We start from the raw sequence: 21,616 nt of genomic DNA, 5'->3' as shown, positions 1-21,616 counted from the left end.
TCGGTCCCGCCATGGTCGGCGGCCGCGCCTGCGTGTGTCCGCAGCTCACGGCGGACGTCGAGGTCGGGAGTGCCGGGACGGGCCGGTCCCGCGCCTCCCGTCCGGCGGGCGCCCCGTGCAGAGCGGACGCCCGGGCCGCAGGGGACGCTCGCTAGGGTTGGAGCACCCGCCGGCCGGCGGACCAGGATCGACGACGACCCTCGCGGTCGAGGACAGCACCCAATGACGGACATCGCCACCGCGCCCGCTCCCCGGGCGATCTCGGACCTCCACTCGACCGCTCCCGGCTCGGCCTCGCGCCGTCGCCCCCGCGCCCACCTGCACACCGACGCACCGTCGCTGTCGCTCGACGGGGACTGGCGGTTCCGCTGGTCGCCCGTCGCCGAGGTCGCCGAGGACTTCGCGGCCGACACGTTCGACGACGCCGACTGGCAGACCCTGCCCGTCCCGTCGCACTGGGTGCTGCACGGGCACGGCGCGCCGATCTACACGAACGTGCAGTACCCGTTCCCGATCGATGCACCGCACCCGCCGGAGGAGAACCCGACGGGCGACCACCGCCGCACGTTCGAGCTCCCGGCGTCGTTCGCGGACGCCGACCGGGTCGTCCTGCGGTTCGACGGGGTCGAGTCGCACTTCCGCGTCTGGCTCAACGGCGTCGAGGTCGGCTGGTCGACGGGGTCGCGCCTCGTGACCGAGTTCGACGTCACGGCGCTGCTCCGCCCGGGCGCGAACACGGTCGCGGTCCGGGTGCACCAGTGGTCCGCCGCGAGTTACCTCGAGGACCAGGACCAGTGGTGGTTGCCCGGGGTCTTCCGCGACGTCACGCTGCTCGCGCGCCCGGTCGCCGCGATCGAGGACGCCTTCGTCCGCGCCGACTGGGCTCCGCTGCTCGCGTCGGCCGCCGCCGCCGGCACCGCTGCGTCCGGCGCCCCCGCCACCGGCGTCGGTACCGTCACGGTCGAGCTCGACGCCGTGTTCCCGGTGGTGTTCCGGATCCCGGAGCTCGGCCTGGAGGAACGGTGGGCGACCGCCGCGGACGTCCAGCCCGTCACGCTGCCGGCCGTCGAGCCCTGGAGCGCCGAGGTCCCCCGCCGGTACGAGGCGACCCTGACGTCGGGGACGACCGCGGGCGGGACGGGCGCTGGCGAGACCGTGACGCTGCGACTCGGGTTCCGCACGGTCGAGATCCGCGGCGACCGGTTCCTCGTCAACGGCGAGCGCGTCGTGTTCCACGGTGTCAACCGGCACGAGACCCACCCGGAGCGGGGCCGCGTGTTCGACGAGGCCCACGCGCGCGCGGACATGGCGATGATGAAGCGCGCGAACGTCAACGCCATCCGAACCTCGCACTACCCGCCGCACCCCCGGGTGCTCGACCTCGCCGACGAGCTCGGGTTCTGGGTGGTCCTCGAGTGCGACCTCGAGACGCACGGGTTCGAGCACCTGGGCTGGGCCGGCAACCCGTCGGACGACCCGGGGTGGCAGGACGCCTACCTCGACCGCATCGCCCGGACGGTGGAGCGGGACAAGAACCACCCGTCGATCGTCCTGTGGTCCCTCGGCAACGAGTCCGGCACGGGCCGGAACCTCGCGGCGATGTCGCACTGGGTCCACCGCCGTGACCGCTCGCGCCCGGTCCACTACGAGGGCGACTACACGGGCTCCTACACGGACGTCTACTCGCGCATGTACCCCTCGCTCGTCGAGACCGAGTCGATCGGCGGCGGCCCCGTCGTGACCCCGCTCCTCGGGTGCGGTCCGGCCGAGGCGGCACGCCAGCGGTCGAAGCCGTTCCTGCACTGCGAGTACGTGCACGCGATGGGCAACGGACCGGGCCAGATCGCGGAGTACGAGGCCCTCGTGGACCGGTACCCGCGCCTCCACGGCGGGTTCGTGTGGGAGTGGCGCGACCACGGCCTGCTCAGCCACACGGCCGACGGCACCCCCTACCACGCGTACGGCGGCGACTTCCGCGAGGTCGTGCACGACGGCAACTTCGTGATGGACGGTCTGGTCCTGCCCGACGACACCCCGACGCCGGGCCTCGCCGAGTTCGCCGCGGTCGTCGCGCCGATCCGGATCAGCGTCTCCACGACGGTCGCCGGGGGCACGGTGCTCGTCGAGAACCGGTACCACTCCGCGTCCACCGCGGGACTGCGCTTCTGTTGGACGCTCGAGCGCGACGGCGTCGCGGTCGCGGCCGGGAGGCTCGCCCCGGGCCTGGTCGCGGCCGGCGCCTCCGCCACGGTTCCGGTCCCGCCCGAGGTCCTCGCGGTCGCCGCCGAGGGCGTCGAGGGCGAGTTGTTCCTCGACGTGACGGCCGAACTCGCCGGGCCGACCGCCTGGGCCGACACCGGGCACGTCCTCGCCCGCACGCAGGTGCCCGTCCCCGTCGTGGCGGACGCCACCGGCCGGGCGACCGACGCTCGCGGGGTGGGCACGCACCGGGCCTCCCGGCCGTCGTGGCAGGGCGACGCCCTGGGGATCGCGACGTTCGACGCCCGAGGCGACCTGGCGACGTGGCACGGCCTGCCCGTCGCCGGGCCGCGCCTCGAGCTCTGGCGCGCGCCCACCGACAACGACCGCGGTGCGTCCCAGGGCTCGTACGAGGTCGCCGACCCCGCGCTCACCCTGGGCGTCGGCGGCATCGCTCCCGCCTCGGCCGTGCGGTGGGAGGCCCACGGGCTGCACCGCCTGACGCACCGGCTGGTCGCCGTCGAGCGCACCGAGCACGGGCTCGTCCAGCGGGTCCGGGTGTCCGCGGCGAACAGCGGCGCCGGGGTCGACGTCGTGCACCGGTGGACCGCGACCACCGAGGGCGTGCTGCTCCGCACCGAGGCCGTCCCCTTCGGCGCGTGGGACTGCACCTGGCCGCGGATCGGCGTCCGGTTCGACCTGCCCGGTTCGCTGGCCGACTCGGACGTGACCTGGCTCGGGACGGGGCCCGACGAGTCCTACGCCGACTCGTCCCACGCCGTCCGCGTCGGTCGGTTCACCGCCGCGGTCGACGACCTGTCCGTCCGGTACTCACGGCCCCAGGAGACCGGGCACCGGCCGGACCTGCGGTGGCTCGAGCTCGGGCCGCTCCGCGTGACGACCGTGCCCGCGGCCGGATCCGGGCACGGTGCGCACGCCGGTCACCGCGCGGGGTTCACGCTGTCGCGCTGGACCGCGCAGCAGATCACCGCGGCCGGGCACCCGCACGAGCTGCCGGCCTCGGACGCGCTGTACCTGTACCTCGACGAGGCGCAGCACGGGCTCGGGTCGCGCGCGTGCGGGCTCGACGTCCTGCCGGAGCACCAGCTGTGGCCGGCGGCGCGGGCGTGGGAGGTGCTGCTCGGGTAGGGCACCCGGGCCTGCCGGTGTCGCACCGGTTCCTTCCGTTCGAACCCCGCGATGCGGGTGTTCGACGGGACGGAGGCGGTGCACCTCGCGACGGGCCCGCGGCGGCGTCAGCGCTGCTCGGCGGCGATCGCGTCCGCGGCGGCGGGGTCGGCGTCGTGGAGGAACGTCGACAGGCGCTCGACCTCCGGCTCCTCGCCGATGCCGTCGGCCGCCCGGCGCAGCGCGAACAGCGAGCGGAGCACGCCCCGGTTCGGCTCGTGCGCCCACGGGATCGGGCCCTGCCCGCGCCAGCCGGCCTTCCGGAGGGCATCGAGGCCACGGTGGTACCCCACGCGGGCGTAGGCGTACGACTCGAGCGCGGCGCCGCGGTCCCAGGCCTCGTCGGCGAGGAGCGCCCACGCCAGGCTCGATGACGGGTGCGCCGTCGCGACGTCGGCCACGGGAGTGCCCGCGGCGAGCGCGGCGGTGACGTCCGGATCGTCGGGCAGGCGGGTCTCGGGCACGCCGAGGAGGTTGTCGGTCATACGCACCAGCCTCGCACGGCGCACCGTGACAGCACGGCCGACGCGGTCCGCGCGACGACGACATGCGCGGCCAGACGCCGGGGGACGCGCACCGGCGACCCCCAGGCCCCGCGCCTACCGTCCACCGCATGAGCGACTTCGACGCCGACCACGCCGCCCCGACCGCCCCCGAAGACGAACCACGCGGCGACCTCGAGGTGGTCCACGAGTTCACCGACGGCCCGATGCCCACCGGCGTGAGCGTCTCCCACGGCGGCCGGGTGTTCGTGAACTTCCCGAAGTGGGGCGACGACGTCCCGGCCACGGTCGTCGAACTCGTGGACGGGCAGGCGGTGCCCTACCCGTCGGTCGAGATCAACCAGGCACGGTCCATCGACGACGCCGAGCGGCTCGTCAGCGTGCAGAGCATCGTCGTCGCGCCGGACGACCGCCTGTGGATCCTCGACACGGGCAGCCCGATGATGGGTCCGACCAAGGAGGGCGGCCCGAAGCTCGTGTGCGTCGACCTCGGCACGGACCGCGTCGTGCAGACGATCGTCCTCCCGCGCAGCGTCGCGTACGAGACGACGTACCTCAACGACGTGCGGTTCGACCTCCGCCGCGGCGAGGCCGGGTTCGCGTTCGTCACGGACTCGGCGTCCGAGGGCCCGAACGCGATCATCGTCGTGGACCTCGCCACCGGTGAGGCGTGGCGGCGGCTCGAGGACCATCCGTCCACCAAGGCCTGCCCGCCGCAGGACATGGTCCCGATGGCCGAGGGACGGGTGCTCGCACAGCGCGCCCCGGGTGCGGCCCCGAAGCCGGTGACGATGGGCGCGGACGGCATCGCGATCTCGGCGGACGGCGAGCGGCTCTGGTACTGCCCGCTCATCAGCCGCCGCTGGTACAGCGTGTCGGTGGGGGCGCTCGTCGACCGGGCGATCTCGGAGGAGACCGTCGCTGGGACCGTCGTCGACGAGGGCGACAAGGGCGGGGGCGCGGACGGCCTGGAGTCCGACGACCAGGGCCGCCTGTACGCCACGAACTGGGAGCACGAGTCGATCACCCGGCGGCTGCCGACCGGCGAGATCCAGACCCTCGTGCACGACCCGCGCCTGCTGTGGACCGACACGATGTCCGTCGCGACGGACGGCTACCTCTACGTCACCGCGAACCAGCTGCACCGTCAGGCGGACTACCAGGGCGGCGAGGACCTCCGCGTGTACCCGTACTCGCTGTTCCGCTTCCGGATCGACGCGGGTCCCGTGCTCCTGCGCTGAGCAGGCGCCCGGTCACTTCTCGGGGTCGTGGCCCCAGTTCATGAGGGAGTACCGCCAGCGCGTGTGCGTGTCGTCGCCCGAGGGACGCTGGGCGGAGTGCCGGGCGACGTAGCCGACGACCTTCCGCATGTGCGCGTAGTCGTCGTCCGTGTACTCGCCCTGTCGCTCCTCGAGGATCCGGACGATGTGCCGGCCGCTCTCGTGGCCGGTCGACTCGCCGCCGCCGTCGGGCTTCTGCCCCACGGCCTTCGAGTCGTCGGTGTCGAGCCAGTGCCGCAGCTCGGTCGCGGTCATGTTCACGGCGCGGTGGAAGTCCTCGCGGGTCTGCTGCTCGTCGTCGGCCATGTCCCGATCCTGCGCGGCGCACCTCCGTGCCTGGCGCTCCGCGGTGTACCCCGGGGTCAGCGCTTGCGGGTGGGCCGCACGCTGAGCAGCTCGACGGTGCCGCGCTCCGGCAGGTCGACCACGGTCCGCACCGCGGCGGCGACGTCCTCGGGCGCCAGGTAGTAGCGGGTGTCGTAGTCCTCGCCGAGCTTCGTGGCGAGGGCGACCTGCATGTCGGTGTCGACGCGTCCCGGGTGGACGCCGGACACCCGGACCCCGTGCTCGCGCTCCTCCTCGCGGAGGGCGTCGGCGAAGGCCCGCAGGGCGAACTTCGACGCACCGTAGACGCCGCCGCCGGGCCCGCTCACGAACCCCGAGCCGCTGTTGATCGTGACGACGAGGCCGCGGACGGACCGGAGCGCGGGCAGCGCCAGCCGGGTGAGTTCCGCGACCGCGACGACGTTCGTGGCGAGGACGCGCTCCCACACCTCGCGGGGGGTGTCGGCGACGCGGCCGCCCTCCTCGATGCCGGCGGAGTGCACGAGCACGTCGAGCCGGTCCGGCAGCGGTGGCAGCGGGCCCGCGACGAGGTCGGCCACGAACGGCTCGGCGGACGGCAGCGCGTCGACGACGGCGGCGACGGCAGCGGCGGACCGCCCACCGACGAGCACGTGGTGCGTGCGGCCGAGGTCGGCCGCGATCGCGCGTCCGATCCCCCGGGTCGCCCCGGTCACGAGTGCGGTCGGTCGGACGGGAGGCACGGTGTCGGTCACCGTGTCAGCCTACGGAACGCGGCTGCGGTGCCGGGCCGAGTCGGGCCTCCCGGCCGCGACGCGCGCGGCGCAACGGACGGGAGGCCCCTGCTCACTTCTCTCGACCGGCACTCTCGCGGATCTCGATGCCGGAGAGGACGTCCTTCGCGTGCTTCTCGTCCTGCTTGTCGATCTGGCGGGTGTCGCGCTCGGGGAGCTGGATGTCCTCCTCGGCGTGGATGCCGGCCTGGAGTTCGCGGCCGCGCTCGACCTCGGCGTCGAACTCGGCGCCGAACAGCAGGGCGCAGTTCGTGATCCAGATCCACAGGAGGAACACGATCACGCCGCCGAGCGACCCGTACGTCTTGTTGTAGTGCGAGAAGTTCGCGACGTAGAACGCGAACGCGATCGAGGCGATGATCCAGATGAGGAGCGCCAGGAGCGCGCCCAGGCTCATCCAGCGGAACTTCGGCTGCCGGACGTTCGGCGACCAGTAGTAGAGGATCGCGATGATCACGACCGCGATCGCCGCGAGGATCGGGAGCTTGGCGTAGTCCCAGACGGTCACCGCGACGGAACCGAGTCCGATCGCATTGCCGACCGCCTCGGCCACCGGGCCGGAGAGCACGAGCATGAGCGCGCCGATGACGAGCAGGACGACCGTGAACACCGTCACACCGAGCATCGTCGGGCGGAGCTTCCAGATCGGACGCCCCTCACGGATGCCGTAGATGCGGTTCATCGCACGGCCGAACGACCCGACGTACCCGGACGCGGACCACAGCGCACCGAGCACACCGACGATGAACGCGAGCGGGGCCGCGGGCGACCGGACGAGACCGTTGATCGGGCCCTTGAGCAGGTCGACGACCTGGTTCGAACCGACGTTGCCGAGCACCTTCATGACCTGGTCGACCGTCGCCTGCCCCTCGCCGAACAGGCCGAGGATCGAGACGATCGCGAGGATCGCGGGGAACACTGCCAGGACGGCGTGGTACGTCAGGCCGGCTGCCAGGTCGGTGCACTGGTCACTCGAGAACTCGCGGAGCGTCTTCTTGAGCGTGTACTGCCACGAGGGCTTCGTCAGGTCGGTCGGGTCGTCCGGCTTGCGGGGGTCGTCCGGGTCCGGTGCGGTGTTCCTTGCCATCGGTGGCTCCTCCTGTGGTCGACGTCGTCAGCGGGTCGCGGGGTGGCGACTCACCGGTCGTCGGCGTCGCGACGCTTCTGGACGGGGTTCAGCTTGTCGGGCTTGCGGGCGAAGGCGGCCTTCTTCCGCTTGCCGCTCTTCTTGGTCTTGCCGGGCTTGTAGACGGGCAGCAGCATCGGCTCCCGCGCGGCGTCGAGGCGCCCCGCGTCCGTCCGACCGATGACCACGCCGCCGACGATCGCCACGAGTCCCGCACCGGCCGTGACGGCCATGGCCACGAGGGGCGTCGGGTCCCGGTGCAACTGCTGACGCGCCTTCGCGACCGCCAAGCGCCACTGCGCGGGGACGTCCGAGCGCCGCACGACCTCGTTCACGGTGTGGCGCAGGTCCTCGCGCGTCCGCACGTTCTGGAGTTCGAGTTGCGGGATGCTGTCGCGCGATCCGCTGTCGGCCATACCGGGCCTACACCGCGTCCGGCGACGGCGTGCCTGCCGTACCGGTCGTGTCGGTCTCGCTCGACGTGGCGGCGCTCGGCGCCTCCGGCTTGCCCGCAGCGCTCGGACCCGCGGTTCCGGGTCCGCCGGCCACGGTGTCGGTGCTCGAGGCGTCGGTGTCGGTGTCGCCCGACGACTTCACCTTGCTCTGCACGGCGCCGGCGGCACTCGTCGCCGCGTCCTTGACCTTGCTCGCGACGACCGGTGCCTTGTCCTTGACGAAGCCCTCGGCGTCGTGGAGGCCCTTCTGCACCTTCGGGTCCGACCACACGCCCTGCGCCCGGGTGCGGATGCGCTCGTACGAGGAGCGTCCGGCTCGGGCTCCGAGCACGTACCCCAGCGCGATGCCGGCGATGAACAGCAGTCTCTTCATGGTGGTCCTCTCGTGTGGAGTCGTCCACCGTCGTGCCTACTCGGAGTCGAGTGGACGCTCATGCGGCTCGCACCGGTCTCCCAGGCGCCGACGTCGGCCGTCCCCCGGTCACGCACGCCGTCGTGCCGCCGACGGCCCGCGCGGGCGCCGACGAGTAGCCTGCGGCCATGCTGTTCCGAGACGTCGCCGAGGGGATCCACCGCCTCGAGATCGCCCACACGAACCTCTACCTCGTCGAGACCGGCGACCAACTGCTCGTCGTCGACAGCGGTCTGCCCGCCGCGTGGCCGCACCTGCTCGTCGCGATCACCGAGCTTGGGTACACCCCCGACGCCGTCGAGGGCATCGCGCTCACGCACGGGCACTTCGACCACGTCGGCACCGCGGCCCGTGCGCGTCGGGAGTGGGACGTGCCCGTGCTCGTGCACCCGCGGGACGCGGAGCTGGCCGCTCACCCCTACCGGTACCGGACGGAGCGGAACCGGCTCGTGTACCCGCTGACACACCCCGCCGGCCTCCCGAAGCTCGCGCGGATGGTGGTCGCGGGAGCGCTCATGGTCGAGGGTGTGACCGACACGAAGCCGCTCGACGAGCGGGACGCCGTGCAGGCCTCCCCGTGGATCATCGAGACGCCCGGGCACACCGACGGCCACGTCGCGCTGTACTTCGCCGACCGCGACGCCCTCATCGCCGGCGACGCGATCGTCACGCTCGACCCGTACACCGGTGGGATCGGCCCGCAGATCGTCGCCGGGTCGGCCACCGCGGACAGCGGCGCCGCCCTGGAGTCGCTCGACCGGCTCGTCGACACCGAGGCACGGATCGTGCTCCCCGGGCACGGCCCCCAGTGGCGCCGGGGCATCCGGAGCGCGGTCGAGCAGGCCAAGCGCCGCTCCGCGCACTGAGGTCGGGGTTCGCCGACGTGACCCAGCGGGTCGCGTGAGGTCGGGCGCGGGTCGCGTGAATTCGGGGCGCGGGTCGCGTGGATTCGGGGCGCGGGTCGGGTGGAGTCGGACGGGGGTCGCGTGCGTTGGGGCGCCGCCGCGACTCAGCGGGTCGCGGCGTACCCGATGAGCACCATGGTGACGAGGAACCCCGCCAGGTAGTTCACGAGCAGGAACCGGCGCCACCCGGCGTTCGCCGCGTCGGCGTCGGCGTCGGCGACCGACCACCACGGCAGGACGTTCAGCGCGTAGGGCACGACGACGATCGCCGCGAACGGCCCCGGGAACGGCGTCGCGAGCACGACGAGCCCCGCGACGACGTAGGCCACGAACGCCAGGCGCACCGTGGCCCGGGCACCGATGACCGTCGCGACGGACCCGATGCCCCCGGCGCGGTCGGCCTCGACGTCCTGGACCGCACCGAACGCGTGGCTCGCGACACCCCAGAGGAAGAACGACACGCACACGGCCAGGAGCGACCCCGTCCAGTGCGCCCCCGCGAGCGTCAGGCCGTACACCGCCGGGGACACGAAGTGCGTGCTCGAGGTCAGGGAGTCCAGGAACGGCCGCTCCTTGAACCGCAACCCCGGCGCGGAGTACGCGACGACGGCGAACACGCTGACGGCGAGCACGAGCCAGCTCCACGGGGCGCCGAGCAACACGAGTGCGACGAGGAACGGCACGTTCGTCACGACGACGGCGACGAGGGTCGTCCGATGCACACTGCGGTCGAGCAGGGCGCCCTCGACGCCGCCCTTGCGCGGGTTCCGCAGGTCCGACTCGTAGTCGAACACGTCGTTGATCCCGTACATCGCGAGGTTGTAGGGGACGAGGAAGTACACGACCCCGAGCACGAGGACCGCGAGGTGGAAGCCGTCCGCCTCGTGCGTCCCGACCCCGGTGCCGAGCACGTACGCGGCCGCGAACGGGTACGCGGTGTTCACCCAGCTCACCGGCCGGGACGACACGAACAGCGCCCGGAGTGTCGACCCCGCGCGGCGCGGTCGGGCCGTCGGCCTCGCGGCGCTCACTGTTCCGACCTCGACCGGGGCCCGAACAGCACGACGAGCGACGGCAGCAGCAGGACCGCCGCGATCGCGTACGCCAGGTCCTCGACCGGGACGACGCCGAGACGGATGCCGCTGATCCGCTGCGCGTCGTACGCCACGATCCCGGTGCCGACGATCACGTTGTCGAACACGACCGTCGCCACGACCAGGACGACGCCCGCCACCAGGCCGGTCAGGAGGACCATGCGACGCCACCGCACGACGGCCTCCGGTCCGCGCCGGGCCGCCACCCGACGCACCGCGACGACCGCGGCGGCCACGGCCACGAGGACCACGACGGCGAGGAACGCGAGGTCGAGGAGGGCGTAGGTCGCCGCGCCCGCGGTCATCGGAGCACCACCCCGGCGGCCGGGAGCACCGAGAGCACGCGGGCCACCCGCGGCGGCACCCCGCTCACCGCGCCGCCCCGTTCGTCCGGCGGGCGGGAGGCTCGACGCGCCGTGGGGCCGTTCGCTCGACGACGGGTCGGACGAAGCCGATGAGGTCCATCGTCACGTAGCAGAGCAGCGCGAGGAAGAACAGCTCCTCGACCGGGACCTCCGGCGCCACCTGGACACCGATGAGCCACGAGGACGGTCCGCGGTGGAAGACACCGAGCCCGATCCCCGCGAGGTCCCACACGAGGAAGTACGCGATCCCGACGGCCATGACGGCGGCAGCCCGCCGCGGGCCCCGCCAGAAGAACAGGCGGAACCGGGCGTCGAGCACCGTCATGCCGACGAGCGCGACCACGAGACCCGCCAGGTAGAGCCCGGGCATCAGGGCCGCCGTCGCTCGAGCGGCTCCGGGAGCGGCTCGGTCGAGGTGTCACCGTGGATCCGTTTGAGCAGCACCTCGGCACTGATGAGGCACATCGGCAGCCCGATGCCGGGGATCGTCGACGCCCCGACGTGGTAGAGCCCGTCGACCCGGGTCGACGCGTTCCGCGCCCGGAAGAAGGCGCTCTGCCGCAGGGTGTGGGCCGGCCCGAGCATGCTCCCGCTCCACGCGTTGTAGTCGTCGGCGAAGTCCCTCGGCCCCACGGTGCGGCGCACCCGGATGCGGTCGACGAGATCGGGGACACCCGCACGCTCGGCGAGCGCCGCGATCGCCCGGTCCGCGATGCGCTCGACCTCGGGATCCCCCGCACCGTCGATCCCGCCACGTCCGATCCCGACGTCGGCCGGCAACGGGACGAGCACGAACACGTTGCTCGACCCCGCCGGCGCGGCGGTGGGGTCGGTCTCCGAGGTCGCGGACACGTAGATCGATGCGGGGTCGGGCACGTGGCGTTCCTTGCCGAAGATCGCGCCGAAGTTCGCGTGCCAGTCCGCCGTGAAGACGAGCGTGTGGTGCAGCAGGCCGGGGACGGGTCCGTCGATGCCGAGGTAGACGAGCACCGCACTCGGACCCGGGTCGCCACGTTCCCAGTAGGCGTCGCCGTGCGATCGGTACCGCGGCGGCAGCAGGTCGGTCTCGGTGTGGTGCAGGTCGGCCGCACTGACGACGAGGTCGGCCGGGGTCGTGACCGCGTCGCCGTCGGACGTCGTGTGGTGCACGCCCGTCACCGCGCCGTGCTCGACGACGATCCGGTCGACCGTGGCCTCGGTCACGATCCTCGCGCCCTCGGCCGATGCCATCCGCTCGACCGCGTCGATCACCGTGCTGATGCCGCCCTGCGGGTACAGGACGCCGTCGGCGAGGTCGAGGTGGCTCATCAGGTGGTACATGCTCGGCGCGGCATACGGGCTCGTGCCGAGGAACACGGCGGGGTACCCCAGCACTTGCTGCAGGCGTCGGTCCTGCACGGTGGCCTCGACGAAGGACGACAACGGCCGGGTGAGCAGGCGGAGCAGCCGCCCGGCGCGACGGAGCACGTCGGGTGTCGCGAGCCGCCGCAGGTCCTGGAAGCTCGTGTAGAGGAACCGGCGCACGGCCATCGCGTAGGTCTCGGCCGCCGAGTCGAGGTAGCGCTCGAGCCGACGGCCCGATCCCGGCTCGATCGACTCGAAGAGCGCGACGTTGGCCTCGCGGGTCGCGGCGAGGTCGATGGGCTCGTCGTGGCCCTCGCTGTACACGCGGTACCCGGGGTCGAGTCGGACGAGGTCGAGCTGCTCGGCCGCGGACGTCCCGAGCAGCCGGAAGAAGTGGTCGAACACCTCGGGCATCAGGTACCAGCTCGGCCCGGTGTCGAACCGGAAGCCACCGGCCGCCCAGGTCCCGGCGCGCCCCCCGAGCTCGGACCGCTGCTCGAGCACGGTCACGGCGTAGCCGTCGCGCGCGAGCAGTGCGGCGGCGGCGAGCCCGCTGATGCCGCCACCCACGACGACGACGCGACGGGCGGGGACGCGGCGGCCGGACGGCGCGGTGTCGGCGGCCTGGTCGGCCGCGGTGGTCTCGGTGCTCATGCCGTGCCTCCCGGCCGGTTGCCGCGTCGAACGCGAGGGACGGGGGCGCGGCCGACGAGCACCCGGGCGGCCAGAGCGGCCTTGACCGGGTCGGGGACCCGGACACGCGTCGTGACGAGCCGCTCGGCCGGGGTCGCGGCGATCCGGTCGTTGAGTTCCTGGAACAGAGCGTGCGCGAGGGTCACCGCAGGACGTGCCCGGCCGGGCAGGAGCGGGAGCGCACGCGCGGCGGCGTCGAGGTCGTCCTGCACGTCGGCCACGAGCCGCGCCTTCGTCGCCTCGTCGAAGGACCGGACGTCGACCCCGGGGAAGTACGACCGGCCGAGCTCGAGGAAGTCCGCCCGCAGGTCGCGCAGGAAGTTGACCTTCTGGAACGCGGCCCCGAGCCGACGAGCCCCCGTGACGAGCACCGCCTCGTCGAACGTCGGCCGTCCCGCCCGGTACACGAATGCGCGGAGGCACATGAGTCCGACGACCTCGGCGGAGCCGTACACGTAGTCGACGAACGAGGCGTCGTCGTGTTCGCTGCGCGTGAGGTCGGCCCGCATGGACCGGAAGAACGGTTGCGTCAGCTCGGCCCCGAACCCGGTGGTCCGGGCGGTCCGGGCGAAGGCGTGCACGACCGGGTTGACGGAGAACCCGATCGTCATCGCACGCTCGGTGTCCTGTTCGAGCTCGTCGAGCAGGCGGCCCGCGAGTGTCGGGTCCAGGCCGGCCTCGGTCGCGGGGCCGTCGACGATCTCGTCGGCCACCCGGACGAGCGCGTACACGTGTTCGATGTGCTCGCGGACGTGCGCTGGCAGCAGGCGCGATGCGAGCCCGAACGACGTCGAGTACCGGCGGATGACGACCGACGAGGCGGCCGCCGCGGTCGCGTCGTACAGGCCGAGCCCCGTGGTCACGGTCGGGGCCGCGCCCGTCACGTCGCCCCGGGTCACCGGACCCGGTCCACGAGTTCGGTCGCGATCGCCGCCAGCTGGCACCGCAGGTCGTCCGGGAGGCCCGCCAGCGCTGCCGTCGCGAGGCTCGCGTGGCGCTCGACCCGCTCCTGCGCGACGTCGCGCGCGCCACTGCACAGGAGACGGAAGCGCAGGTGCTCCGCTTGGTCGTCGGTGAGGTCCCGGTTCCCGAGGAACGGCTCGATGGCGGCCCAGTGCTCGGTCGTCGCCGCGTGGGCCACGAGCACGGTGCGCTTGCCCTCGCGCAGGTCGCCCACCGCGGTCTTGCCCGTCGTCGCCTCGTCCCCGAAGACCCCGAGGATGTCGTCGACCACCTGGTACGCGACCCCGATCTCGCGCCCGAACACCCCGAGCGCGGCGACCACCGCGTCCGACGCCCCCGCGAGCACCGCGCCGGACTGCAGCGGTGCCTCGAACGAGTACACCGAGGTCTTCGCGCGCTCCATGGCGAGGATCTCGTCCACGCTCGGCATGACCCCGATCGACAGGTCGACGTCGGTCATCTCGCCCGCGGCGCTCGCGAACACGGCCTCGTCCAACAGGTCGAGCAGTCGCGTGCGGCGCTCGCCGTCGACGCCGCTCGACTCGATGAGCCGCGGCGCGCCCGCGAGGGCCAGGTCCCCGGCGATGACGGCCGCGCTCGTGCCGCGGTGCTCGGCCACCGGCGTCGGGATCCCGCCCGTCGTGGCCTCGTCCCGGTAGCTGCCGGCGACGTTCGGCACGCCCCGCCGGGACCAGTCGCGGTCGATGACGTCGTCGTGCACCACGAGCGCGGTGTGCAGCAGCTCGTATGCCGCGCCGACGTGGGCCGCCGCATGGAGGTCCCGCCCGCCGAGCCCGGTGTAGGCGGTGAGCACCATCCGCGGGCGGAACTGCTTGCCGCCGGTGCTGGCGCGCTTGAGCACACGCCAGAGGTCCTCGGACGCACGGCCGTAGGTGCTGGCCCGACGCGCGGCGAGTGCGAAGAACCGCTCGAGGCACTCGTCGACGAGCGTGAGTCCGTCCCGGGCGACGGCGGTCGCGTCGTCGTTCATTGGCCTAACCTATCCATCGCGATGAGCACTTTCCCGGAAACCGTCGTCCTGCTGGACGACGACGGCGCCCCCATCGGTGTGGCCGACAAGTTCGCCGTGCACACCGACGCGACGCCGCTGCACCTGGCGTTCTCGTGCCACGTGTCGGATCCCGAGGGGAACATCCTGGTCACACGCCGGGCCCTGACGAAGGCCACCTGGCCCGGGGTGTGGACGAACACGTTCTGTGGCCATCCCGGGCCGGACGAGTCCTTCGAGGATGCGATCGCCCGACGTGCCGCGCGCGAACTCGGGATCACCGTGGCGGACGTGACCCCGGTCCTCCCCGACTTCCGGTACCGCGCCGTCGACGCGTCCGGCATCGTCGAGAACGAGGTCTGCCCGGTGTTCCGTGCCACGACGACCGACGTGCCACGACCCGCGGCGGACGAGGTCGCCGAGTGGATCTGGGTCTCCGAGGACGAGCTGCGGGCCGCGGTCGCCGCGGCTCCGTTCGCGTTCAGCCCGTGGCTCGGGTGGCAGCTCGCGGTGCTCCCGGCGCGCGCGCTCGACTGAGGCGGACGCCTGGTGGCCCCCGTCCCCGGGTCGTCCGGACGGCGGCCCGGGAGGCGTCCCCTCCACTGCGCGACCCTGCGGCCGGGCCGCCGCTCCGGTGCCTGCGCGAACTCGATGCGGCGCCCGACAGCGGAACGTGCATAATGATGTGGCTCGCGATGTGAACGTGCACATCGGGGTGGAATGAGAAGGCAATGGCGTCGGCGAAGACAGAGAAGTCGCGTGCGCCCAGCATCCGGGACGTCGCTCGGGTCGCGGGGGTGTCGCACCAGACGGTCTCCCGCGTCCTCAACAACTCCGACGCGATCCGCGAGGCGACCCGGGACAAGGTCGTCGCCGCCATGGAGCAGCTGCAGTACCGGCCGAACCGGGCCGCCCGCGCCCTGGTCACCAGTCGCTCCCGCACCATCGGGGTCCTCACCTCGCAGCGCTCCCACTACGGGCCGACGTTGACCCTCCAGGCGATCGAGGACGCCGCGGTCCGACGCGGGTACTTCGTGACGACCGCGAACATCGCGGCGCCGGACGACGCGTCGATCCGCCAGGGCCTCGGTCACCTCCTCGACCAGGACGTCGAGGGCATCGTCGTCATCGCGCCGCAGACGCGGGTGTTCGACGTGATCGCCGAGTCCGGCATGCAGACGCCGTACGTCACGCTGCGATCGAGCATCGGCGAGGACCCGACCGCGCTCTGGGTGGACCAGATGACGGGGGCGCGGCTCGCCACGGCGCACCTGCTCGACCTCGGGCACCAGTACGTGCGGCACATCGCCGGCCCGCGGGACTGGATCGAGGCGGACGCGCGCATGCAGGGGTTCCTGCGCGAGATGTCCGACCGTGACATGCCCGTGCAGCCGCCGATCCTCGGGGACTGGACCGCCGACTTCGGGTACCACGCGGGCCGCGAGCTCCTGCGCTGGCGGGACTGCACGGCGATCTTCTGCTCGAACGACGCCATGGCCCTCGGCGTCATGCACGCCGCCCGCTCCTACGGGCTCGACGTCCCCGGCGACCTGTCCGTGGTGGGCTACGACGACATCCCCGAGGCGCAGCACTTCTGGCCGCCGCTCACCACGGTGTCCGTCGACTTCGCCGAGCTCGGGCGCCGTTGCGTCGACCTCCTGCTCCCGGTCGAGGGCGACCTCCGGCCCGTCGACATCGTGCCCCGACTCGTCGTCCGCGGCTCCACCGGCTCGCCCCGGAGCCGGTCGTGACCGCCCCTGACCCCCGTTCCAGGGGCCTCCGGACCGCGTTACCAAACCGCGACCCCTGGGAATTGACAGCCGCCCGGAACCTGTGCGTAATATTGCCCCCGTTCCGCTCGATGTGACCGTTCACATGGCGGACGACCCGGACGCGACAACGGAGTCCGACACAGTGCTGCTGTGACCTCCGCTGGCGCGATCACCAGAAGGACTGCCGACACCTCGGCAGAAGGAGATGCACTGTGGCGTCACACCCGATCGGAACCGGCTCCGGCCAGTTCGAAACCGGCACCGAGACCCGGTCGATCACCGCGAACGAGACGATCCTCGAGATGCGGTCCATCACCAAGGAGTTCCCCGGCGTCAAGGCCCTCTCCGAGGTCAGCCTGACCGTGCGCGCCGGCGAGATCCACGCGATCTGCGGCGAGAACGGCGCGGGCAAGTCGACCCTGATGAAGGTCCTGTCCGGCGTGTACCCCTACGGGACCTACACCGGCGACATCGTCTACGAAGGCGAGGAGGTCCGGTTCGCGAACATCAAGCAGTCCGAGCAGGCCGGCATCGTCATCATCCACCAGGAGCTCGCGCTCATCCCGGAGCTGTCGATCACCGAGAACCTGTTCCTCGGCAGCGAGCCGAGCCGATTCGGCGTCATCGACTGGACCGCGGCGCAGCTCCGCGCCGAGGAGCTCCTGGCCCGCGTCGGCCTCGACGACAACCCGGACACGCAGATCAAGAACCTCGGTGTCGGCAAGCAGCAGCTCGTCGAGATCGCCAAGGCGCTGCACAAGAACGTCAAGCTCCTCATCCTCGACGAGCCGACGGCGGCCCTGAACGAGAACGACTCGCAGCACCTGCTCGACCTCATCGTCGGCCTCAAGTCCCGCGGCGTCAGCTCGATCATCATCAGCCACAAGCTCAACGAGATCGAGCAGATCGCGGACAGCATCACGATCATCCGTGACGGCAAGTCCATCGAGACGCTCGACGTCCAGGCGGACGGCGTCAACGAGGACCGCATCATCCGCGGGATGGTCGGCCGCTCGCTCGAGAGCCGGTTCCCGGACCGCACCCCGAAGATCGGCGACGTCTTCTTCGAGGTCCGCGACTGGACGGTCCAGCACCCGGTCGACCCCACGCGCCTCGTCTGCAAGGGCTCGAACTTCCACGTGCGCCGCGGCGAGATCGTCGGCTTCGCAGGCCTCATGGGTGCGGGACGCACCGAGCTGGCGATGAGCATCTTCGGCCACTCGTACGGCACCTTCGTCAGCGGCCAGATCATCAAGGACGGCCGCGAGATCAAGGTCAACAACGTCCAGCAGGCGATCGACAACGGCATCGGCTACGTGTCCGAGGACCGCAAGGCGCTCGGGCTCAACCTCCTCGACACGGTCAAGCGCTCGACCGTCGCGGCCGACCTCAAGAAGATCTCGAAGGGCGGCGTCGTCGACTCCCTCGAGGAGTACGACGTCGCCGAGAAGTACCGCAAGATGCTCCGCACCAAGGTGCCCACGGTCGAGGAGGGCGTCGGCAAGCTCTCCGGTGGGAACCAGCAGAAGGTCGTCCTGTCGAAGTGGATGTTCACCGACCCCGACCTGCTCATCCTCGACGAGCCCACCCGCGGCATCGACGTCGGCGCGAAGTTCGAGATCTACGGGATCATCCAGCAGCTCGCGGCCGAGGGGAAGGGCATCATCCTCATCTCCTCGGAGCTCCCGGAGCTCCTCGGCCTCTCGGACCGCATCTACACGATCTTCGAGGGTGCGATCACCAACGACCTCCCCGCCGGTGAGGCGGACCCCGAAACCCTCATGCGAAGCATGACCTCCGCGCGGAAGGGCGCACTCACGAAATGAACAACCTCAGACTGCTCTTCGGCAAGGGCAACAGCGTCGGCCAGTACGGCATGATCATCGCGCTCGTCGCGATCGTGATCATCTTCGAGATCTTCACCCACGGGCTCACGCTGGACCCGACGAACATCATCAACGTCTTCCTCCAGTACTCGTACATCCTGATCCTGGCGCTCGGCATGGTCATGGTGATCATCGCCGGTCACATCGACCTGTCCGTCGGGTCGGTCGCGGCGTTCGTCGGCATCATCGTGGCGCAGTCCATGGCGGTCTGGCACTTCCCGTGGTGGCTCGCGATCATCCTCGGTCTCGCCGTGGGTGCGGCGGTCGGCGCGTGGCAGGGCTTCTGGGTCGCGTTCGTCCGCGTCCCGGCGTTCATCGTGACACTCGCCGGTCAGCTGATCTTCCGTGGCGCGAACCAGATCATCGGCAACTCGACGTCGGTCCCCGTGCCGAACGACTTCCAGACCATCGGCGCCGGCTTCATCCCGGACTTCGGCCCGGACTTCGGCTTCAGCAACGGCACCCTGATCCTCGGCATCGTGACCGCGCTCGCGCTCATCTACATGGAGGTCCGCGGTCGCCAGCGTCGCAAGAAGATGCAGGCCGAGGTCCCCCCGGTGTGGGTGTCGTTCGTCCGGACCGGCGTGCTCGTGGCCGTGACCCTGTTCGCGACCTACCTGTTCGCGTCCGGCAACGTCGGCACCTCGGTCCCGGTCGTCGCGATCATCCTCGGCGTGCTGGTCATCATCTACGGCTTCGTGACCCGCAACACGATCTTCGGTCGTCAGGTCTACGCCGTCGGTGGCAACGCGAACGCCGCGGTCCTGTCCGGCGTGAGCGCCCGCAAGGTGAACTTCTTCGTCATGGCGAACATGTCGCTCCTCGCGGCCGTCGCCGGCATGGTGTTCACCGCCTACTCGAACGCCTCGGGCCCGAACGACGGCACCGGCTGGGAGCTCGACGCCATCGCCGCCGTGTTCGTCGGTGGTGCCGCGGTCTCCGGTGGTATCGGTACCGTCTCCGGCTCCATCGTCGGTGGTCTGGTCATGGCCCTCCTGACGAACGGCCTGTCGCTGCTCGGCATCGAGTCCAACATGACGCAGATCATCCGCGGTCTCGTGCTCCTGGTGGCCGTCGCCTTCGACGTCTACTCGAAGTCGCAGGGCCGTCCGTCGCTCATCGGCGGCATGATGCGCCAGTTCCGGCGGCAGGAGACCCAGGAGACGACCATCGCGGACCAGCAGCCGCAGTCGATCCAGGACCAGCCGGACAAGGTCCTCTCCCACTGACCCCATCCATCCCCTGAACCCGCCGGCGGCGGTCACCACCGCCGCCGGCACCCGACGACGGCCTCCGCCGTCGACACGACCCGGGAGGGTCGGCACCGTCCCTCCCCTACCTCAACGAAGAGAAAGCAATCACATGCGCAAGAAGTTCATGGTCGGTGCGAGCGTCGTGCTCGTCGCCGGTCTCGCCCTCACCGGTTGCTCGGCCCGCGGTGGCTCGAGCGCGAGCGGTGCGGACATCAAGAAGGGCGACACCATTGGCGTCGCGCTCCCCGCCAAGACGTCGCAGAACTGGGTGCTCGCGGGCGCCGCCTTCAAGAAGGCGATCGTGGCCGCCGGCTTCAAGGCCGACATCCAGTACGCCGCCGCCACGAACACCGTGTCCGACCAGCAGAGCCAGGTCTCCGGCATGGTCACCAAGGGCGACAAGGCGATCATCATCGGCGCGCAGGACGGCTCGCAGCTCGGCTCGCAGGTCAAGGCCGCCAAGACCTCCGGCGCGACCGTCATCGCGTGGGACCGCAACCTGCTCAACACGAAGAACGTCGACTACTACGTCGCGTTCAACAACTACAAGGTCGGTCAGCTGCAGGCGCACGCCCTGCTCGACGGCCTGAAGAAGAGCAAGGGCAACGGCCCGTACAACGTCGAGATCTTCGCCGGTGCGTCCACCGACGCGAACGCGACGGTGTTCTACAACGGTGCGATGAGCGTCCTCACCCCGAAGATCAAGGACGGCACGCTCAAGGTCGTGTCGGGTCAGACCAAGTTCCAGAACGTCGAGACGGACGGCTGGCTCGCCCAGAACGCCCAGTCGCGCATGACGAACCTGATCACGCACTACTACTCGGGCGGCACCAAGCTCGACGGCGTCCTGTCGCCGAACGACACCCTGGGCCGCGCGATCCTGACGGCCACCAAGGCCGCCGGTATGCCGAACCCGATCGTCACGGGCCAGGACTCGGAGACCGCGTCGATCCCGCTCATCATGAACGGCACGCAGTACTCGACGATCTACAAGGACACGACGCTCGAGGCCAACACGGCCGTCGACCTGGTCAAGACCCTCAGCCAGGGCAAGAAGCCCAAGACGGTCCTCGACAAGGCCAACAACAACAACGGCGTCAAGACGGTGCCCGCGATCGAGCTCACCCCGGTCCTCGTGACCAAGGAGAACGCGGTCCAGGCGTACAAGAACAACCCGACGCTCGAGCAGCTCGCCAAGCAGGGCTGACCCGCCGCGTCACCGACGCACACAGGACCCCGTCCGCGACCCAGTCGCGGGCGGGGTCCTCGTCGTTCCGGGCCGGGATGGGCCTCCCGGCGGTGGGCACGACCCGCGCGTCTGCGGGAGCGGCGGGGGGCGAGGAGCCGGCGCGCTACCGCTCCCCCGACACGTCCGTCCGGTGGAAGTTGAGCGCCGAGCGGGACGCCGTCGGACCCCGCTGCCCCTGGTACCGCGACTGGTACTCAGCCGAGCCGTAGGGCTTCTCCGCCGGGCTGGAGAGCTGGAAGAAGCAGAGCTGCCCGATCTTCATCCCCGGCCACAGCATGATCGGCAGCGTCGCGACGTTGCTCAGCTCGAGCGTGACGTGCCCGGAGAACCCGGGATCGATGAACCCCGCGGTCGAGTGCGTCAGCAGCCCGAGGCGTCCGAGCGAGCTCTTCCCCTCGAGTCGCGCCGCGATGTCGTCGGGCAGCGTCACGACCTCGAACGTCGACCCGAGCACGAACTCTCCCGGGTGCAGGACGAAGGGGTCGTCCCCGGTGGTCTCGACGAGCCGCGTCAGGTCCGGCTGGTCGACCGACGGGTCGATGTGCGGGTACTTGTGGTTGTCGAAGAGCCGGAAGAACTTGTCGAGCCGGACGTCGATGCTCGAGGGCTGCACGAGCGACGGGTCGTACGGGTCGAGGCCGATCCGTCCGGCGTCGAGCTGAGCGGTGATGTCGCGGTCGGAGAGCAGCACGGGTCGATCGTATTGCGCGCGGTCCGGACGGTGCCAGCCGCCTCCGCCCGCGACCGTCGTGCACCGAGTGGGGCTGCAGCGTCCGGCCTGTGGAGACTCAGCGGGCGTGTCGGGAGGCGGACGTACGATTGA

The 21,616-nt window shown here is 71.5% G+C and carries 21 protein-coding genes; 8 read left to right on the top strand and 13 right to left on the bottom strand.

Annotation, left to right across the window (positions count from 1 at the left end; all coding sequences use genetic code 11):
* Positions 1 to 222 precede the first annotated feature (222 nt).
* Complete coding sequence (locus tag DEI94_RS02420) at positions 223 to 3,348, top strand: glycoside hydrolase family 2 TIM barrel-domain containing protein (RefSeq protein WP_111027627.1); 3,126 nt, start codon at positions 223 to 225, stop codon at positions 3,346 to 3,348.
* Positions 3,349 to 3,455: 107 nt separating this feature from the next.
* Here the strand turns inward: DEI94_RS02420 and DEI94_RS02415 are convergent, their stop codons facing one another.
* Complete coding sequence (locus tag DEI94_RS02415; RefSeq protein ID WP_181435042.1) at positions 3,456 to 3,872, bottom strand: DUF3151 domain-containing protein; 417 nt, start codon at positions 3,870 to 3,872, stop codon at positions 3,456 to 3,458.
* 128 nt (positions 3,873 to 4,000) lie between these two features.
* Here DEI94_RS02415 and DEI94_RS02410 point away from each other — a divergent pair, with 128 nt between their 5' ends.
* The gene (locus DEI94_RS02410) at positions 4,001 to 5,131 is read left to right on the top strand and encodes an L-dopachrome tautomerase-related protein (protein WP_111009686.1); all 1,131 of its coding nucleotides are present in this window, start codon (positions 4,001 to 4,003) and stop codon (positions 5,129 to 5,131) included.
* Positions 5,132 to 5,143: 12 nt separating this feature from the next.
* Here the strand turns inward: DEI94_RS02410 and DEI94_RS02405 are convergent, their stop codons facing one another.
* The 5 genes from DEI94_RS02405 to DEI94_RS02385 form a co-directional block, all read right to left on the bottom strand.
* The gene (locus DEI94_RS02405) at positions 5,144 to 5,476 is read right to left on the bottom strand and encodes a DUF3140 domain-containing protein (RefSeq protein WP_111009687.1); all 333 of its coding nucleotides are present in this window, start codon (positions 5,474 to 5,476) and stop codon (positions 5,144 to 5,146) included.
* 56 nt (positions 5,477 to 5,532) lie between these two features.
* Positions 5,533 to 6,228, bottom strand: coding sequence for an SDR family oxidoreductase (locus tag DEI94_RS02400; protein WP_111009688.1), 696 nt, complete (start codon positions 6,226 to 6,228; stop codon positions 5,533 to 5,535).
* A gap of 91 nt (positions 6,229 to 6,319) precedes the next feature.
* On the bottom strand, positions 6,320 to 7,354 hold the full coding sequence (locus DEI94_RS02395; RefSeq protein ID WP_111009689.1) for a YihY/virulence factor BrkB family protein: 1,035 nt from the start codon (positions 7,352 to 7,354) through the stop codon (positions 6,320 to 6,322).
* 50 nt (positions 7,355 to 7,404) lie between these two features.
* The gene (locus DEI94_RS02390; RefSeq protein WP_111009690.1) at positions 7,405 to 7,809 is read right to left on the bottom strand and encodes a hypothetical protein; all 405 of its coding nucleotides are present in this window, start codon (positions 7,807 to 7,809) and stop codon (positions 7,405 to 7,407) included.
* 7 nt (positions 7,810 to 7,816) lie between these two features.
* A complete protein-coding gene (locus DEI94_RS02385) occupies positions 7,817 to 8,221 on the bottom strand; it encodes a YtxH domain-containing protein (RefSeq protein ID WP_111009691.1) in 405 nt (134 codons plus the stop codon).
* A gap of 167 nt (positions 8,222 to 8,388) precedes the next feature.
* Between DEI94_RS02385 and DEI94_RS02380 the strand changes: the two genes are divergently transcribed.
* Positions 8,389 to 9,126: an MBL fold metallo-hydrolase gene (locus DEI94_RS02380; RefSeq protein ID WP_111009692.1), complete on the top strand. Its 738-nt coding sequence runs from the start codon at positions 8,389 to 8,391 to the stop codon at positions 9,124 to 9,126.
* A 143-nt stretch (positions 9,127 to 9,269) separates the two neighbouring features.
* On the opposite strand, the gene DEI94_RS02375 is transcribed toward DEI94_RS02380, so the two are convergent.
* From DEI94_RS02375 to DEI94_RS02350, 6 genes are all read right to left on the bottom strand, one after another.
* Positions 9,270 to 10,196, bottom strand: a complete 927-nt coding sequence (locus DEI94_RS02375) for a prenyltransferase (protein ID WP_111027626.1) — start codon at positions 10,194 to 10,196, stop codon at positions 9,270 to 9,272.
* Entirely contained in the window at positions 10,193 to 10,564 is a 372-nt protein-coding gene (locus tag DEI94_RS02370) for a lycopene cyclase domain-containing protein (RefSeq protein ID WP_111027625.1), read from the bottom strand. The genes DEI94_RS02375 and DEI94_RS02370 overlap by 4 nt, the downstream gene beginning before the upstream one ends.
* 64 nt (positions 10,565 to 10,628) lie before the next feature.
* Complete coding sequence (locus DEI94_RS02365; protein WP_111027624.1) at positions 10,629 to 10,994, bottom strand: lycopene cyclase domain-containing protein; 366 nt, start codon at positions 10,992 to 10,994, stop codon at positions 10,629 to 10,631.
* Positions 10,994 to 12,622 carry a phytoene desaturase family protein gene (crtI, locus tag DEI94_RS02360; RefSeq protein ID WP_111027623.1) on the bottom strand — a complete coding sequence of 543 codons (1,629 nt, stop codon included), beginning with the start codon at positions 12,620 to 12,622 and terminating at the stop codon, positions 10,994 to 10,996. Before crtI ends, DEI94_RS02365 begins: the two co-directional genes overlap by 1 nt.
* Positions 12,619 to 13,560: a phytoene/squalene synthase family protein gene (locus DEI94_RS02355; RefSeq protein WP_258375147.1), complete on the bottom strand. Its 942-nt coding sequence runs from the start codon at positions 13,558 to 13,560 to the stop codon at positions 12,619 to 12,621. The genes crtI and DEI94_RS02355 overlap by 4 nt, the downstream gene beginning before the upstream one ends.
* On the bottom strand, positions 13,557 to 14,615 hold the full coding sequence (locus DEI94_RS02350) for a polyprenyl synthetase family protein (protein WP_111009697.1): 1,059 nt from the start codon (positions 14,613 to 14,615) through the stop codon (positions 13,557 to 13,559). The genes DEI94_RS02355 and DEI94_RS02350 overlap by 4 nt, the downstream gene beginning before the upstream one ends.
* 21 nt (positions 14,616 to 14,636) lie before the next feature.
* On the opposite strand from DEI94_RS02350, the gene idi reads away from it, so the two are divergent.
* The 5 genes from idi (at position 14,637) to DEI94_RS02325 (ending at position 20,751) form a co-directional block, all read left to right on the top strand.
* Positions 14,637 to 15,170, top strand: a complete 534-nt coding sequence (gene idi, locus DEI94_RS02345) for an isopentenyl-diphosphate Delta-isomerase (protein WP_111012239.1) — start codon at positions 14,637 to 14,639, stop codon at positions 15,168 to 15,170.
* Between the two features lie 194 nt (positions 15,171 to 15,364).
* The gene (locus DEI94_RS02340) at positions 15,365 to 16,384 is read left to right on the top strand and encodes a LacI family DNA-binding transcriptional regulator (RefSeq protein WP_111009699.1); all 1,020 of its coding nucleotides are present in this window, start codon (positions 15,365 to 15,367) and stop codon (positions 16,382 to 16,384) included.
* Between the two features lie 323 nt (positions 16,385 to 16,707).
* Complete coding sequence (mmsA, locus tag DEI94_RS02335) at positions 16,708 to 18,231, top strand: multiple monosaccharide ABC transporter ATP-binding protein (protein ID WP_111012411.1); 1,524 nt, start codon at positions 16,708 to 16,710, stop codon at positions 18,229 to 18,231.
* Positions 18,228 to 19,520: a multiple monosaccharide ABC transporter permease gene (mmsB, locus tag DEI94_RS02330; protein ID WP_111012238.1), complete on the top strand. Its 1,293-nt coding sequence runs from the start codon at positions 18,228 to 18,230 to the stop codon at positions 19,518 to 19,520. The genes mmsA and mmsB overlap by 4 nt, the downstream gene beginning before the upstream one ends.
* 133 nt (positions 19,521 to 19,653) lie before the next feature.
* Positions 19,654 to 20,751: a substrate-binding domain-containing protein gene (locus tag DEI94_RS02325; RefSeq protein WP_111027622.1), complete on the top strand. Its 1,098-nt coding sequence runs from the start codon at positions 19,654 to 19,656 to the stop codon at positions 20,749 to 20,751.
* A 145-nt stretch (positions 20,752 to 20,896) separates the two neighbouring features.
* Here DEI94_RS02325 and dcd read toward each other — a convergent pair whose 3' ends face one another.
* Positions 20,897 to 21,484, bottom strand: a complete 588-nt coding sequence (gene dcd / locus DEI94_RS02320) for a dCTP deaminase (RefSeq protein WP_111009702.1) — start codon at positions 21,482 to 21,484, stop codon at positions 20,897 to 20,899.
* Positions 21,485 to 21,616 lie beyond the last annotated feature (132 nt).

Origin of the sequence: Curtobacterium sp. MCBD17_040 (assembly GCF_003234805.2) — a bacterium.
Classification (GTDB): Bacteria; Actinomycetota; Actinomycetes; order Actinomycetales; family Microbacteriaceae; genus Curtobacterium.
This window is presented reverse-complemented; position numbering and strand designations above follow the sequence as displayed.